The organism is Stenotrophomonas sp. Marseille-Q4652 (assembly GCF_916618915.1).
Classification (GTDB): domain Bacteria; phylum Pseudomonadota; class Gammaproteobacteria; order Xanthomonadales; family Xanthomonadaceae; genus Stenotrophomonas.
This window is the reverse complement of sequence record NZ_CAKAKE010000001.1, coordinates 2,736,634-2,749,379: the sequence shown is the minus strand read 5'-3', so window position 1 is coordinate 2,749,379 and position 12,746 is coordinate 2,736,634. Positions and strand designations below refer to the sequence as shown.

The following is a 12,746-nucleotide window of genomic DNA, read 5'->3' as shown; positions in this document are numbered from 1 at the left end:
CCCAGTCAGGCACCCATTGCGTCAGCCGCCTGCCTCCAGCAGGCGCAGCGTGGCCTCGTCAGCCGCTCCCGCGTAGAAAACCTCCAGCGCCCTGGCAAACACCGGCTCCTGTGGCGCCACCGCGGCAAACAGGGTCAGGCAGGAGCGGAACTTCAGCGCATCGACCGACCCGACGATCGCGACCGCGTCCTTGCCGGCGTGCTGCAGTACCGCTTCCACGCATTCGCGCAGACGCGGCCCCAGCAGCGGATGGGCGAGATACGCCAGCGCCTCGGTGCGTCCGGCAATGCCGTAGTGGTCGGCCATCGGGCTGCGGCCCGGCCCGCGCAGCTGCGGCAGCACGTACCAGATCCAGTGGGTGCGCTTGCGGCCCTGCCGCAGCTCGGCCAGCGCCTGCGGGTAGCTGTCGGCCTGGGCCTGCACGAAGCGCTTCAGCGAATCGTGGTCGTCTGTCCCGGTATGCCTGTCGCTGCTGCCCATTGCTCGTTCCTCGCGGCTGATCCAGGCCAAGGATCGCCCATCGCCATCGCATCCGCTGCGAAGGCCGGGCCCGTGTCCAGCATGCTGGCGTTGGGGATATCGGCGCTATGCTGCGCGCTTTCCCCGCCTGCCTGTTCATCATGAAACCGCGTTCCGTCCGTTCGCTGCTGTCCCTTGCCCTGCTCGGTCTGCTGGCTGCCTGTGGTGGCGAAAACACCAGGCCGGAAACGCCGGTTGCCAGCCAGGCAGTGGCACCGAAGCTGCCGCCGGTGAAGATCGGTGTCGCCCTGGGGGGTGGCGCGGCCAAGGGCTTTGCCCACATCGGCGTGATCAAGATGCTCGAGGCCAACGGCCTGGAGCCGGTGGTGGTGTCGGGCACCAGCGCCGGCAGCGTGGTCGGCGCGCTCTATGCCAGCGGCATGGATGCCTTCGAGATGCAGCAGAAGGCGGTGGCGCTGGATGAAGCCAGCATCCGCGACCTGCGCCTGTTCTCCGGCGGATTGATCCAGGGCCAGAAGCTGCAGGACTACGTCAACACCCAGGTGAAGAACCTGCCGGCCGAGCGGCTGAAGAAGCCGTTCGCCGCGGTGGCCACCCAGCTGGAAACCGGCGACCGCGCGGTGTTCGTGCGCGGCAACGTCGGCCAGGCGGTGCGCGCTTCCAGCTCGATCCCGGGCGTATTCGAGCCGGTCACCATCGGCGGCAAGACCTATGTCGATGGCGGCGTGGTCAGCCCGGTGCCGGTGGACGCCGCGCGCCAGCTCGGTGCCGAGTTCGTGATCGCGGTGGACATCTCCAGCAAGGCCAGCGGCCAGCGCCCCAGTGGCATGCTCGGCGCGGTCAACCAGTCGATCACGATCATGGGCCAGAAGCTGGGCGCGCAGGAGCTGTCGCGCGCCGATATCGTGATCCGCCCGCAGGTGCTGGACATCGGCGCGGCCGACTTCGAGCAGCGCGGCCGCGCGATCCTCGAGGGCGAAAAGGCGGCCATGGCGGCGATGCCGCAGATCCGCGCCAGGCTGGCGCAACTGCAGCAGCAGCGGCTGGCCGAGGCCCAGCGCAAGCAGCGCGAGCAGGCGGCCCAGGACGCGGCCAGGGCCCGTGCCGAATGCCAGGCCCAGCGCGGCACCGTCGGCAAGCTGCTGCGTCGCGATGCGTGTGCCTAGATGTGTAAACCCAGGACGTTGTTCAGTGGAAGCTGGATGCGGCTGATCGGGGGTTGGTAGCCAAGGCTGGCGTGCGGCCGGTGCCAGTTGTACTGGTGCAGCCAGCGAGGAAGAGCGTGCCGACGCTGCTCCGAGCTGTCGTAGGAGCGGGCATAGGCCCATTCGCGCAAAGCGGTCTGGACCAGGCGTTCGGCCTTGCCGTTGGTACGCGGGGTGTAGGGTCGCGTGCGCAGATGGCGCAGGCCCAAGCGGCGCAGGAGCCGGCGGAAGCGCCGGGACTTGTAGCAGGCACCGTTGTCGGTCATCACCCGGGTGAAGGTGACGCCCAGGCCGCGGTAGTAGCGCAGGGCTTGAAGCAGTGCGCGGCAGGCGCTGGATCCGCGCTCATCATCTTCGATGGTGCCGAAGGCGACTCGTGAGTGATCGTCGATGGCGAGGTGGACGAACTCCCAGCCTGCGCCATCGGAGGCGCCCTGGCGATCGCCCGTGACCCGATGGCCAGGGCGCCAGAAGCGACCCAGCATCTTGATATCAAGATGCAGCAGGTCCCCGGCCTGGTGATACTCGTAGCGATTGTCCGGGGGCGCAGGATCCAGCTCGGCCAACCGGTGCAGCCCGGCACGGCGCATCAGTCGGGCAATGGTGCTCAGGCCGACCGGCAGGGCCAATGCGATCTGGCGGTAGGTCTGGCGTTGACGGCGCAGCGCGGTCACCTCGGCGGCCACCGATGGTGGGGTGGCATGCGGACAGCGGTGCGGGCGCGATGACCGGTCATCCAGGCCTGCCCAGCCTTCCTCGCGAAAGCGGCGCAGCCACTTGTAAGCGGTTCTGACGCTCACGCCCGCGGCATGCGCTGCCTCCTCGACCCGCAGGCCATGGTTGATCACTCGCTCCACAAGCAAGGCTCGACCGCGAGGCGTAAGACGGGCATGTTTATGCAGGTTCATCCGGGGCTCCTGGAGGGGTGGCTGATTCGCACCTCCAGTCTTCCGGGATCACCCCGGATGAACAACCTACTGAGAGATCACACCTAGGGCGCGGTCAGCGCCAGCCGGGCGGCAAAGCCGAGCAGGCATACCCCGGCACCGCGGCGCAGCCACGCACCCAACTGCGGCCGCGTCGCCACCCGGCGCGCGCCCCAGTGCCCGGCGGCAATGAACAGTGCACTGAACACCAGGCTGATCAGCAGGATCACCCCGTCCATCGCCAGGAAGGTCAGCGCGCCACGCTGCCGTGCCGGGTCGATGAACAGCGGGAAGAAGGCGACGTAGAAGCCAATCGCCTTGGGATTGAGCATGGTCACCGCCACGCCGTTGGCGAAATCCCCCTGGCGACGGCGCGGGGCTTGGGTAGTGGCCACGGCCGGCGCGCGCAGCAGGCCGATGCCGATCCACGCCAGGTAGGCCACGCCGGCCCATTGCAGGGTGGAGAACAGTAGCGGATGGGCGGCCAGCACCGCAGCCACGCCCACGGCCGCGGCGGCAATGAACAGCTGCTCGCCGCTGACCAAGCCCAGCCAGGTCGCCCAGCCGGCACGCCAGCCGCCGCGCGCGCTGGCAGTGAGCAGGCTCAGCATGCCCGGGCCGGGCAGCAGCACGAAGACGGTGACTGTGGCGGCAAACAGCCACAGGTCGGATATTCCAAGGAAAGGCATGGGGGCAGGGCGCGGGCGGTCGCGGCGGGGTGCCGGGACGGGGTTACGGGCCGCAATGATCGCAGAAGGCCGCCAGCCACACCTAAAAAAAAGCGGGCCAATGGCCCGCCTTCTCTTTGGTGCCCAGGCGTGGGGCTCAGCCCTGTCGCGCCAGCACCGCGTTGCGGCGGCTGTACAGCACGTAGACCGCCAGGCCGAACACGTTCCAGGCCAGGAACCACAGCTGGGTGCGGGTGGGCAGGCTGAAGAACAGGTACAGGCAGCCGCCGATGGCCAGCGGCCCGACCAGCCACGCCATCGGCGTGCGGAACAGGCGCGGGCGGTTGGGCTCGCGCTTGCGCAGCACCAGCAGGCACACGCCGACCGCGGTGAACGCGGCCAGGGTGCCGGCATTGGCCAGCGCGGCGATCTCGTCCAGCCGGGCCACGCCGGCCATCGCCGCCACCAGCACCGCGGTGAACACGGTGATGGTGACCGGGGTGCCGGTGCGCTTGCTGACCAGCGACAGGCTGCGCGGCAGCAGGCCATCGCGCGACATCACGAAGAAAATCCGGCTCTGGCCGTAGAAGAACGCCAGCAGCACGGTCGGCAGGGCGACGATGGCGACCACGCCGATCGCCAGCGCCGCGGTGCCATGGCCCATCTCGCGCATGATCAGCGCCAGCGGCTCGGCGCTCTTGCCGAACACCGTGTAGCTCATCGCGCCGACCGCGGCCAGCGCCACCAGCACGTAGATCAGGGTGCAGCCGATCATCGAACCGACGATGCCGATCGACAGGTTGCGGCCCGGGTCCTTGGTTTCCTCGGCCGCGGTGGAGATGGCATCGAAGCCGTAAAAGGCGAAGAAGATGATCGCCGCCGCCGCCATCACCCCGCGTTCGACGCCGGCGGCATCCACGCTCTTGGAGAAGCCGTACGGCATGAACGGCTGCAGGTTGGCCGGATCGAACGCCGGCAGCGCCACCGCGATGAAGATCGCCAGCGCGATCAGCTTGAACACCACCAGCACCGCATTGATCGTCGCGCTCTCGCGGGTACCGGCGATCAGCATGCCGGCCACGGCGAAGGTGATCACGATCGCCGGCAGGTTGATCAGCCCGCCTTCCACGTGCGGGCCGGCAGCCAGCGTCGCCGGCAATGTCACCGCCCAGCCGGTCTGGTTCTGCACCCATTCCAGGAAGCCGACGAAGTAGCCCGACCAGCCCACCGCCACGGTGCTGACCACCAGCGAGTACTCCAGGATCAGGCTCCAGCCCACCACCCAGGCAATCGTCTCGCCCAGCGCGCTGTAGCTGTAGGTATAGGCACTACCGGCGGCCGGCATCATCGTCGACAGCTCGGCGTAGGCCAGCGCGGCGCAGGCGCAGACCACGCCGGCGATCAGGAACGACAGCAGCACGGCTGGGCCGGCCTTCTCCGCGCCCACGCCGATCAGGGTGTAGATGCCGGTGCCGACGATGGCGCCGATGCCCAGTGCGACCAGGTGCGGCCAGCCCAGCGACGGGACCAGTCGCCGGCCTTCCTCATGCACGGTGAGCTGGTCGATGGATTTGCGCCGGAGCCAGGACTGCATGCGGACCTCGTGGATGACTGGAAAAGACAAGCCGCCGAGTGTCGCCGAACGCGGCGCAACATTGCCAGCACAGGCGATGGCCCGCATCCGCCTTGGCCGCGCCGCCCACAACCGCCGGCGGCTACGTACGTTAGCGCGCTGCCGGCGTACGGTCGTCGGCCAGGGGCCGCACGTGGCTGAGCAGGCTGACCAGGGTCTTGCCCGGTTCCTCCCACGGCATCATGTGCGCCGAGTGCTCGAACCACACGCCCTGCTTGGACGGTGCCTGCACCTTGTCCAGCCAGCGTGCGGTCGGCGCCGAGGGCGTGGTGTAGTCGTGGCGGCCCATGAACATAACCACCGGGATCGGGAATTCGCGCACGTCGTTGAAATCCACGGCGAGGAACTCGTCGATCACCCGGCCAAGGGTGAACAGGCTCCCATCGTTGATGAAGCCGCGCTCGGCCGGGCTGTAGTCCGGCGAAAGACGGGCCGCACCAAAGTGGTAAACATTGGAGCCGTCACGGAACGCGCTGAGCCCGCCGTAATGCTGCGGCCACTTGCGCGCGATGACGATGCGCTCGCGGGTCAGCGGCGTATCCCCCGGGTACGGGGATATCGACTCGATCTCGGCCACCGCCTCCTTGTTGCCGTGGCGGCGCGCCTGCTCCAGCCCATAGGCCACGCTCAGTTGCTCGTTCTCCATGGTGTTGATCACCTGGCCGATGCCGACGTAGGCGTGGAACAGGTCCGGTCGCTGCAGCGCGGCGCGCATGCCGATGATCGTGCCCCAGCTGTGCGCCATCAGCACCACCTTCCGCTTGCCGAGCTTTTCACGGATGTGTTCGGCAATGTCGATCGCATCGTCCACGTAGGTCTGGATCTGCAGCGTGCCGGCCACCTGGTCCGGCGGATTTTCCCCGTAGGTCCTGCCGGCACCACGCTGGTCGTAGTTGACCATCGTGAAGTACTCCTCCAGCGGCCGCTGGAACTGCCACAGGCTGGGGATCTGCGGCGTGGCCGGGCCGCCATGGATGAACAGGATGACCGGGTTGGTGCGGTCCTGGCCGCGCACGCTGATCCACTGATCGATGCCGCCGATGCGGGCCTTGTAGGTTTCCTGCACGCCCTCGGGCGCGGGGATGCGCATCAGGTCCTCGACCACGGCGCGCGCTTTGGCGTAATCCTCGCTTGGGGGTGTCTGCGCCATCGCCGGCGGCAATGCCACACTCCGGCCGACAGGATCAGGCGCAGCAGCTTTGGGGCCATGCGGAATCCTCCAGGGCGAATGCGCCTGCAGGGTATCGGCGCCGTACGACATGCGTGGGTGCCAATGGTCATGCGCCGGGCGATCGGATGCACAACTGCGATCGCCTGCAGTCTCACCCCGCGGGACGCCTGTCGATAGACTTGCGGCATGAATATCGCCTCCCTGTCCCTGATCTACGCCCTGCTTGCCGGCGTCGCCGCCTCCGTCGTGCTTCTGCTCATGCTGCTGCTGCGCCGTCCCGGGGCCGCGCTTGAGCAGGCGGTGCGCGCCGAACAGCGCGAAGGCCGCGCCGAACTGCGCGAACTGCTCGAGGCCCTGGGCCGCCAGCAGGACGCGCGCCTGGAAAGCTTCGCGCGTGCGCTGACCGATCTTTCCACCCGCACCGACCAGCGTCTGGACCTGCTGCGCGACGCACTGGGCGAGGACGCGCGCAAGGCGCGCGAGGAAGCCGGCCTGGCCCAGCAGCGCAATGGCGAACTGCTGGCCCAGCGCCTGCATGAGGTACGCGCCCAGCTCGAGGCGTTTGGCCAGCAGCAGGAGGCGCGCATCCACGGCTTCGGCCAGCAGCTGACCGAACTGGTCACGCGCACCGACCAGCACATGGCCGCGCTGCGCGAAGGCCTGGCCGAGGAAACCCGCAAGACCCGCCAGGAAAGCGGCGAGTCGCAGCAGCGTTTTGCCGAGGGACTGAACCAGCGCCTGGCCGAACTGACCCAGCGCAACGAACAGCGCATCGGCGAGATGCGCACCACGCTGGAACAGCAGTTGCGCGCGCTGCAGCAGGACAACGCCGCCAAGCTGGAGAAGATGCGCGAGACGGTGGACGAGAAGCTGCAGAGCACGCTGACCTCGCGCCTGGATTCCTCGTTCAAGCTGGTCTCCGAGCGACTGGAACAGGTGCAGCGCGGGCTGGGCGAGATGCAGCAACTGGCCACCGGCGTTGGCGACCTCAAGCGCGTGCTGACCAACGTCAAGACCCGCGGTACCTGGGGCGAAGTGCAGCTGGACAACCTGCTCGAGCAGACCCTCACCGCCGAGCAGTACGCGCGCGGCGTGCGCGTGCGCCCGGACAGCGCCGAGATGGTCGACTTTGCCGTGCGCCTGCCCGGCCGAAGCGCCGATGACGCACCGCTGTGGCTGCCGATCGACTGCAAGTTCCCGCGCGAGGACTACGAGCGCCTGCTCGAGGCGCAGGAACAGGCCGACGTGGAGCTGGTGCGCAGCACCGGCGCGCAGCTGGAACGCGCGATCCGCATCCAGGCCAGATCGATCTGCGAAAAATACGTCGTGCCGCCGCACACCACCGACTTCGCGGTGATGTTCCTGCCCACCGAGGGCCTGTACGCCGAGGTGATCCGGCGTCCCGGGCTGACCGACGTGCTGCAGCGCGACCACCGCATCGTCGTTGCCGGACCGACCACGATCAGCGCCCTGCTCAACAGCCTGCAGATGGGCTTCCGCACCCTGGCCATCGAGAAGCGTTCATCCGAGGTCTGGCAGCTGCTGGGCGCGGTCAAGGGCGAGTTCGGCAAGTTCGCCAACGTGCTGGAGAAGGCCACCTCGCAGCTGGGCACGGTGCAGAACAGCATCAAGGCCGCCGGCGTGCGCACCCGCGCCATCGAGCGCAAGCTGCGTGGCGTGGAAACCCTGGACAACGACCAGAGCCAGGCGCTGCTGGGCGACATCGGTGGCGAGGACGAGGACTCCGCTGACAACGGCAACGAACCGCAGGACTGAGCCGGCGGCGGTTTATGCTGGCCACCCCTGTTCGCCTTGACCTGGAATCCCGATGACCGCATCCGTTTACGACATCCCGCTGACCACCATCGACGGCGCCGCCACCTCGCTGGCCGATTACCGCGGCAAGGTGCTGCTGGTGGTCAACGTCGCCTCCAAGTGCGGCCTGACCCCGCAGTACGAAGGGCTGGAGAAGCTCTACCGCGACAGGAAGGACGCCGGCCTGGTGGTGCTGGGCTTCCCGGCCAACAACTTCAACGGCCAGGAGCCGGGCAGCGAGGACGAGATCAAGCAGTTCTGCAGCCTGAACTTCGACGTCAGCTTCCCGATGTTCTCCAAGATCAGCGTCGCCGGCGAGGACATCCATCCGCTGTACCAGGCGCTGACCGCGGCCCAGCCGCAGGCCACCGGCGAAGGTCCGATGCGCGAAAAGCTCGTGGGCTTCGGCATCGCCCCCAACGAGCCGCCCGCCGTGCTGTGGAACTTCGAGAAGTTCCTGGTCGGCAAGGACGGCAGCGTGATCGGCCGCTTCTCGCCGGATACCGCCGCCGACAACGAAGCGCTGCTGGCTGCGATCGACGCTGCACTGGCAGCCTGATAGCAACCAGGTGGTTGAAACGGAAAGCCCGGGCAATGCCCGGGCTTTCTTATTTCTAGCGCTGGAACCAGCGGTCAGTTGCCCCAGTCAGGCATCGGCATTGCGTCGACCGGGACGGTCGGCTGTTCTTCCTGGTCGCGATGGCGACCGCCGCGCAGGTCGCGTTCGATCTGGTAGCTGCGGCGCTGCAGCCACGCGTCGCGGGTCAGTGCGTACTCGTCCACGGCGTTGTCGCGGATGTCGTCCAGCGCCATCAGCTGCATGCGTGTGTCGACCAGCTGCAGGCCCTGCAGGCCGATGCGCACCTTGTCCGACTCGATGCTGCGGATCGGCGACAGCGGCGCGTCGCCAGCCAGGCCGAATACGTCACGCACGGTGCGCGGGCCGAAGAATGGCAGCTCGACGTAGCGCGAGCGACGCCAGCCCCAGGCACCGAGGGTCTGGCCGAAATCCTCGCTGCGCTTGGGCACCATCGCCTTGCTGGCCGGATCGAACAGGCCACCAATACCCAGCGTCGAGTTCATCAGGAACCGGCCCAGCGTGTCCCAGGCATCGCCGGGGCGGCCCTGCAGCAGCTGGTTGGTCAGGGTCAGCGGCGAACGCAGGTTGGCGAAGAAATTGCTCACGCCGGTGCGCGCCACGCGCGGCACCACGTTCACGTACGCGCGTGCCAGTGGACGTGCCACCGCCCGGTCGACGACGTCGTTGAAGCGGTGCACCTTGCGGTTGTACGGCTCCCACGGATCGTAGGCCCTGGGGGCCGCCTCGCCGCCGTTGCCGGTCTCTGCCGGAGCCGGGCCACCGTAGAGCGCGGCGAAGTCGTCTTCGGCCTCGGTCGGTGCGGGGGTGCCGAGGACCGGAAGCTCGCCTTCAAGCGCGCTGTCGCCGGCATCGCTGACGGCCGGGACTTCGGCCACGGCGGCCGGCGCCGCCATGTCTACTGCGGGCGTGGCCTCGCCCTGCGCAGGTTCAACCGGCAGGCTGGCCTGCGAGGAGTCGCGCGCGGGCTGGCCGGCACAGGCGGAAAGCGCAGAGGCCAGGGCCAGCAGTGGGAGGATGCGTACGACGTTCATGTCAGCTCGCGGGCAGGAGACGCGGAAAAGCGCAGGGCAGGGGAGAGACGATAGGCGGCGCAGAGCTCAGCCAGCCCCGGCGGTGAGCCGCTGGGCGTCGCTTCGGGCAGCTGGGCGGCAAGCTCGGCCAGCAGCGCCAGGCCGGCACTGTCCAGGCCGGTGACGGCGGACAGGTCCAGCGAGCGCGCGCCAGCGAGCTGTTGACGTGCCGGGGGCCACAGCGCGATCGCCGCGGCGCGGTCGATCACGCCGGCAATCACCAGCGTGTCGCCCTCGCGGCGCAGCGTGGCGGCATTACTTGCCACGAGGCGCCTGGCCAGCCTGCATGGTGCCGTTGCGCAGGTCGGCGGCAACCTGGGCAATGGACTTCTGCCGCAGCGGCGCGTCGAACTGGTTCTTGAAGGTCTGCACGTAGGAGATGCCCTCGATCATCACGTCGAAGATCTTCCACTGGCCGTCGACCTGGCGCATCAGGTACTCCACCGGGGTCGGCTCGTTGCCGGCGCGCACCAGCTCGGTGGACACCTTGACGCCGCGGTTGCCCGGCAGCGGCGACTCGCCGCGCAGGCGGAAGCTGGGCTTGCCTTCGATCTCAAGCAGGGCCGAACCGTAACGCTGCATCAGGTTGTCGGCCATCGCATCGGCAAACAGCTTGATGTCGGCATCGCTGGCGCCGCGGCCATGCACGCCCAGCACCAGGCGCGCGGCGTAGTCGCGGTCGAAGCCCTTGTTGAGCTCGCTGTCGATGAACGCGCGCAGCGCAGCCGGATTGCGGCGGAACTCGGCGCGACGCTGTTCCAGCGTGGTCAGCACGCGGCTGCTGGAATCCAGCACGGTCTTGCCGGCGGCGCTCTGCGAGGTGGCGGCAGCCGGGCGGGCCGGGGTCTGGGCCAGGGCCATCGACGGGGCGGTGGCCAGCAGCAGCGAGGCCAGTACGGCGGGAAGCAGTTTCATTTTCATGGTTGCGGTTCCGTAGAGGGCACTTCCGCGCCCGGTGCGTCGTTGCCAGCGCCGGCGTTGCCGCCACCGCTGAACATGTATTTGCCAACCAGCTGGATCAGGTCCACGGCGGGCTGGGTGAAGACGATCTCGTCGCCGGAATTCAGTACGTCCGGATCACCGCCCGGCTGCAGGCCGATGTAGCTTTCGCCCAGCAGGCCGCTGGTGAAGATGCCGGCGGAAGTGTCGGCCGGCAGGTCCTTGAATTTGCCATCCAGCGTGAGCGTCACGACCGAGTCGTATTTAACCGGGTCCAGCTGAATATCAGCCACTTGCCCGATCACCACGCCACCGATCTTCACCGGTGCCTGCGGGCGCAGCTGCCCGATCTGGGAGAAACGTGCCTTGAGCACGTAGTCGCCGCCGCCCATGCCGAAGCGCTGGTTGGTCGAGGCCACCGCCAGCACCAGCAGCGAGGCCAGGGCCAGCAGGAGGAAGGCGCCTACGGCAAATTCGAGTCGTGGTCCGCGGATGGCCATGGTGTGTCTACCTGATCGATTCATGGAAGCCGCGCAGGCGCGGCTGGAGGAAAAGCAAACCGTGGGTCACTGGAACATCAGTGCCGACAGCACGAAGTTGAACATCAGCACCAGCAGCGAGGCATTGACCACCGCGCGCGTGGTGGCCACCGAGGTGCCCTCGATGGTGGGTTCGGCGTGGAAGCCGACATGGGCGGCGACCAGTGCCGCGGTACCGCCGAACACCGCCGACTTGAGCAGGGCGACGCCGAAGTCGTCCCAGAAGTCGACGCTGCTGCGCAGCCCGGACCAGAACGTGCCGTTGTCCTGGCCGAGGATGTGCACGGCTTCGAAGTAGCCACCGGTGATGGCCAGCGAGCAGAAGATGCCGGTCAGCAGCGGCACGGTCAGCACCGCCGCCCAGAAGCGCGGCGCGACCGCCTTGGCTACCGGGTCGATGGCCATCAGCTCCAGCGCCTTGATCTGGTCGGTGGCGCGCATCAGGCCCAGCTCGGCGGCGATCGAACTGCCGGCGCGGCCGATGAACAGCAGCGCGGTCAGCACCGGCGCCAGCTCGCGGTACAGCGACAGGCCGAGCAGGGTGGACAGCGCATCGGCCGCACCATAGGTGGTGAGCGTGCGGTAGCCCTGCAGGGTCAGCACCAGGCCGACGAAGGCACCGCCCACGGCAATGATCGGCAGCGAGCGCGCGCCGACCTTGTAGATCTCGCGGACCAGCTCGGTGAGGAAATCACGCGTGGGCACCGAGCCACGCAGCACGGTCAGCGAGAACAGGCCGGCGCGGCCCAGCGATCGGGTAGCTTGGACGAACGGCATCAGGCAACCCTCGCGCGCGGCGCGGCATCGAACGGGATCGGGCCATCGGGCTGGCCTTCGAGGAACTGGCGAACCAGCGGATCGGCGCTGGCCTGCAGCTGCGCCGGGGTGCCGGCGAAGACGATGCCGCCATTTGCAATGACGATCGCCTGGTCGCAGATCGGCAGGGTCTCGTGGACGTGGTGGCTGACGATGATGCTGGTCAGTCCCAGGCTGTGGTTCAGGCGCTGGATCAGGCTCATGATCACGCCCGAGGCGATCGGGTCCAGCCCGGTCAGCGGCTCGTCGTAGATCATCAGCGGCGGATCGAGGGCCAGCGCACGGGCCAGCGCCACGCGCCGTGCCATGCCGCCGGACAGCTCGCGTGGCCAGGCATCGGCCGCGGCCAGCAGGCCGACCGCATTGAGCTTCATCTCCACCAGCCGCCGCAGCAGCGGGGCCGGGAGGCGGGTGTGGGTGCGCAGCGGCAGGCCGACGTTCTCGGCCACGGTGAGGTCGGTGAGCAGGCCATTGCCCTGCAGCAGCACGCCCACGCTCTTGCGCATCTCCAGCAGCGCGCGGCTGCCGTGCGGGATGTCGTTGCCGAACAGGCGCACGCTGCCGGCCACCGGCCGCAGTTCACCGGTCAGCGCCGCCAGCAGCGTCGACTTGCCGCTGCCCGAGGGGCCCAGCACCGCGGTGATGCTGCCGCGCGGAACGTTCAGCGAAACGTCGCGCAGGATCGTCCGGCCGCCACGTTCGATGCGGACGTCCGACAACTGTACCAGATGGGACTGGGAAGCGGGCATGGCGACCTTTAACGGAAAACCAACGGGCTAGCATTGTAGGGGGCGGCTGAATAAAGCCGAACCCGGCGCGTGCAGATGGTCGCATTCGCTTCCCGCGGCGGGAACATGCACACCGCAACGGTCCGTCCTTCGGG

Annotated in this window: 14 protein-coding genes; 3 read left to right on the top strand and 11 right to left on the bottom strand. The window is 68.4% G+C overall.

Annotation, left to right across the window (positions count from 1 at the left end; translation table 11 throughout):
* Positions 1-21: 21 nt before the first annotated feature.
* Positions 22-480, bottom strand: a complete 459-nt coding sequence (locus LG380_RS12985) for a DUF1810 domain-containing protein (protein WP_225765651.1) — start codon at positions 478-480, stop codon at positions 22-24.
* Between the two features lie 140 nt (positions 481-620).
* Between LG380_RS12985 and LG380_RS12980 the strand changes: the two genes are divergently transcribed.
* Positions 621-1,646 carry a patatin-like phospholipase family protein gene (locus tag LG380_RS12980; protein WP_225765650.1) on the top strand — a complete coding sequence of 342 codons (1,026 nt, stop codon included), beginning with the start codon at positions 621-623 and terminating at the stop codon, positions 1,644-1,646.
* Here the strand turns inward: LG380_RS12980 and LG380_RS12975 are convergent.
* The 4 genes from LG380_RS12975 to LG380_RS12960 form a co-directional block, all read right to left on the bottom strand.
* Positions 1,643-2,593, bottom strand: coding sequence for an IS481 family transposase (locus LG380_RS12975; protein ID WP_225765648.1), 951 nt, complete (start codon positions 2,591-2,593; stop codon positions 1,643-1,645). The genes LG380_RS12980 and LG380_RS12975 overlap by 4 nt on opposite strands.
* Positions 2,594-2,676: 83 nt before the next feature.
* A complete protein-coding gene (locus LG380_RS12970; RefSeq protein WP_225765646.1) occupies positions 2,677-3,300 on the bottom strand; it encodes a LysE family translocator in 624 nt (207 codons plus the stop codon).
* Between the two features lie 136 nt (positions 3,301-3,436).
* On the bottom strand, positions 3,437-4,873 hold the full coding sequence (locus LG380_RS12965; protein ID WP_225765644.1) for an amino acid permease: 1,437 nt from the start codon (positions 4,871-4,873) through the stop codon (positions 3,437-3,439).
* Positions 4,874-5,003: 130 nt separating this feature from the next.
* Positions 5,004-6,062 carry an alpha/beta hydrolase gene (locus LG380_RS12960; RefSeq protein ID WP_225765642.1) on the bottom strand — a complete coding sequence of 353 codons (1,059 nt, stop codon included), beginning with the start codon at positions 6,060-6,062 and terminating at the stop codon, positions 5,004-5,006.
* Positions 6,063-6,329: 267 nt separating this feature from the next.
* On the opposite strand from LG380_RS12960, the gene rmuC reads away from it, so the two are divergent.
* Both rmuC and LG380_RS12950 read left to right on the top strand, forming a co-directional pair.
* The gene (gene rmuC, locus LG380_RS12955) at positions 6,330-7,859 is read left to right on the top strand and encodes a DNA recombination protein RmuC (protein ID WP_225766619.1); all 1,530 of its coding nucleotides are present in this window, start codon (positions 6,330-6,332) and stop codon (positions 7,857-7,859) included.
* 52 nt (positions 7,860-7,911) lie between these two features.
* Positions 7,912-8,457, top strand: a complete 546-nt coding sequence (locus LG380_RS12950; protein WP_225765640.1) for a glutathione peroxidase — start codon at positions 7,912-7,914, stop codon at positions 8,455-8,457.
* Positions 8,458-8,531: 74 nt separating this feature from the next.
* Here LG380_RS12950 and LG380_RS12945 read toward each other — a convergent pair whose 3' ends face one another.
* From LG380_RS12945 to LG380_RS12920, 6 genes are all read right to left on the bottom strand, one after another.
* Positions 8,532-9,530 (bottom strand): VacJ family lipoprotein, encoded by a 999-nt coding sequence (locus LG380_RS12945; RefSeq protein WP_225765639.1) that lies wholly within the window; start codon positions 9,528-9,530, stop codon positions 8,532-8,534.
* Positions 9,527-9,835: an STAS domain-containing protein gene (locus tag LG380_RS12940; protein ID WP_225765638.1), complete on the bottom strand. Its 309-nt coding sequence runs from the start codon at positions 9,833-9,835 to the stop codon at positions 9,527-9,529. Before LG380_RS12940 ends, LG380_RS12945 begins: the two co-directional genes overlap by 4 nt.
* Positions 9,825-10,490 carry an ABC transporter substrate-binding protein gene (locus LG380_RS12935; RefSeq protein ID WP_225765637.1) on the bottom strand — a complete coding sequence of 222 codons (666 nt, stop codon included), beginning with the start codon at positions 10,488-10,490 and terminating at the stop codon, positions 9,825-9,827. Before LG380_RS12935 ends, LG380_RS12940 begins: the two co-directional genes overlap by 11 nt.
* Complete coding sequence (gene mlaD / locus LG380_RS12930; RefSeq protein ID WP_225765636.1) at positions 10,487-11,008, bottom strand: outer membrane lipid asymmetry maintenance protein MlaD; 522 nt, start codon at positions 11,006-11,008, stop codon at positions 10,487-10,489. The genes LG380_RS12935 and mlaD overlap by 4 nt, the downstream gene beginning before the upstream one ends.
* 66 nt (positions 11,009-11,074) lie before the next feature.
* On the bottom strand, positions 11,075-11,824 hold the full coding sequence (locus LG380_RS12925) for an MlaE family lipid ABC transporter permease subunit (protein ID WP_225765635.1): 750 nt from the start codon (positions 11,822-11,824) through the stop codon (positions 11,075-11,077).
* Positions 11,824-12,612, bottom strand: coding sequence for an ABC transporter ATP-binding protein (locus LG380_RS12920; RefSeq protein ID WP_225765634.1), 789 nt, complete (start codon positions 12,610-12,612; stop codon positions 11,824-11,826). The genes LG380_RS12925 and LG380_RS12920 overlap by 1 nt, the downstream gene beginning before the upstream one ends.
* Positions 12,613-12,746: the final 134 nt, after the last annotated feature.

Coding starts and splice junctions, on each gene's coding strand:
- LG380_RS12985 (WP_225765651.1), bottom strand. CDS start 480: ATGGGCAGCAGCGACAGGCATACCGGGACAGACGACCACGATTCGCTG.
- LG380_RS12980 (WP_225765650.1), top strand. CDS start 621: ATGAAACCGCGTTCCGTCCGTTCGCTGCTGTCCCTTGCCCTGCTCGGT.
- LG380_RS12975 (WP_225765648.1), bottom strand. CDS start 2,593: ATGAACCTGCATAAACATGCCCGTCTTACGCCTCGCGGTCGAGCCTTG.
- LG380_RS12970 (WP_225765646.1), bottom strand. CDS start 3,300: ATGCCTTTCCTTGGAATATCCGACCTGTGGCTGTTTGCCGCCACAGTC.
- LG380_RS12965 (WP_225765644.1), bottom strand. CDS start 4,873: ATGCAGTCCTGGCTCCGGCGCAAATCCATCGACCAGCTCACCGTGCAT.
- LG380_RS12960 (WP_225765642.1), bottom strand. CDS start 6,062: ATGGCGCAGACACCCCCAAGCGAGGATTACGCCAAAGCGCGCGCCGTG.
- LG380_RS12950 (WP_225765640.1), top strand. CDS start 7,912: ATGACCGCATCCGTTTACGACATCCCGCTGACCACCATCGACGGCGCC.
- LG380_RS12945 (WP_225765639.1), bottom strand. CDS start 9,530: ATGAACGTCGTACGCATCCTCCCACTGCTGGCCCTGGCCTCTGCGCTT.
- LG380_RS12935 (WP_225765637.1), bottom strand. CDS start 10,490: ATGAAAATGAAACTGCTTCCCGCCGTACTGGCCTCGCTGCTGCTGGCC.
- mlaD (WP_225765636.1), bottom strand. CDS start 11,008: ATGGCCATCCGCGGACCACGACTCGAATTTGCCGTAGGCGCCTTCCTC.
- LG380_RS12925 (WP_225765635.1), bottom strand. CDS start 11,824: ATGCCGTTCGTCCAAGCTACCCGATCGCTGGGCCGCGCCGGCCTGTTC.
- LG380_RS12920 (WP_225765634.1), bottom strand. CDS start 12,612: ATGCCCGCTTCCCAGTCCCATCTGGTACAGTTGTCGGACGTCCGCATC.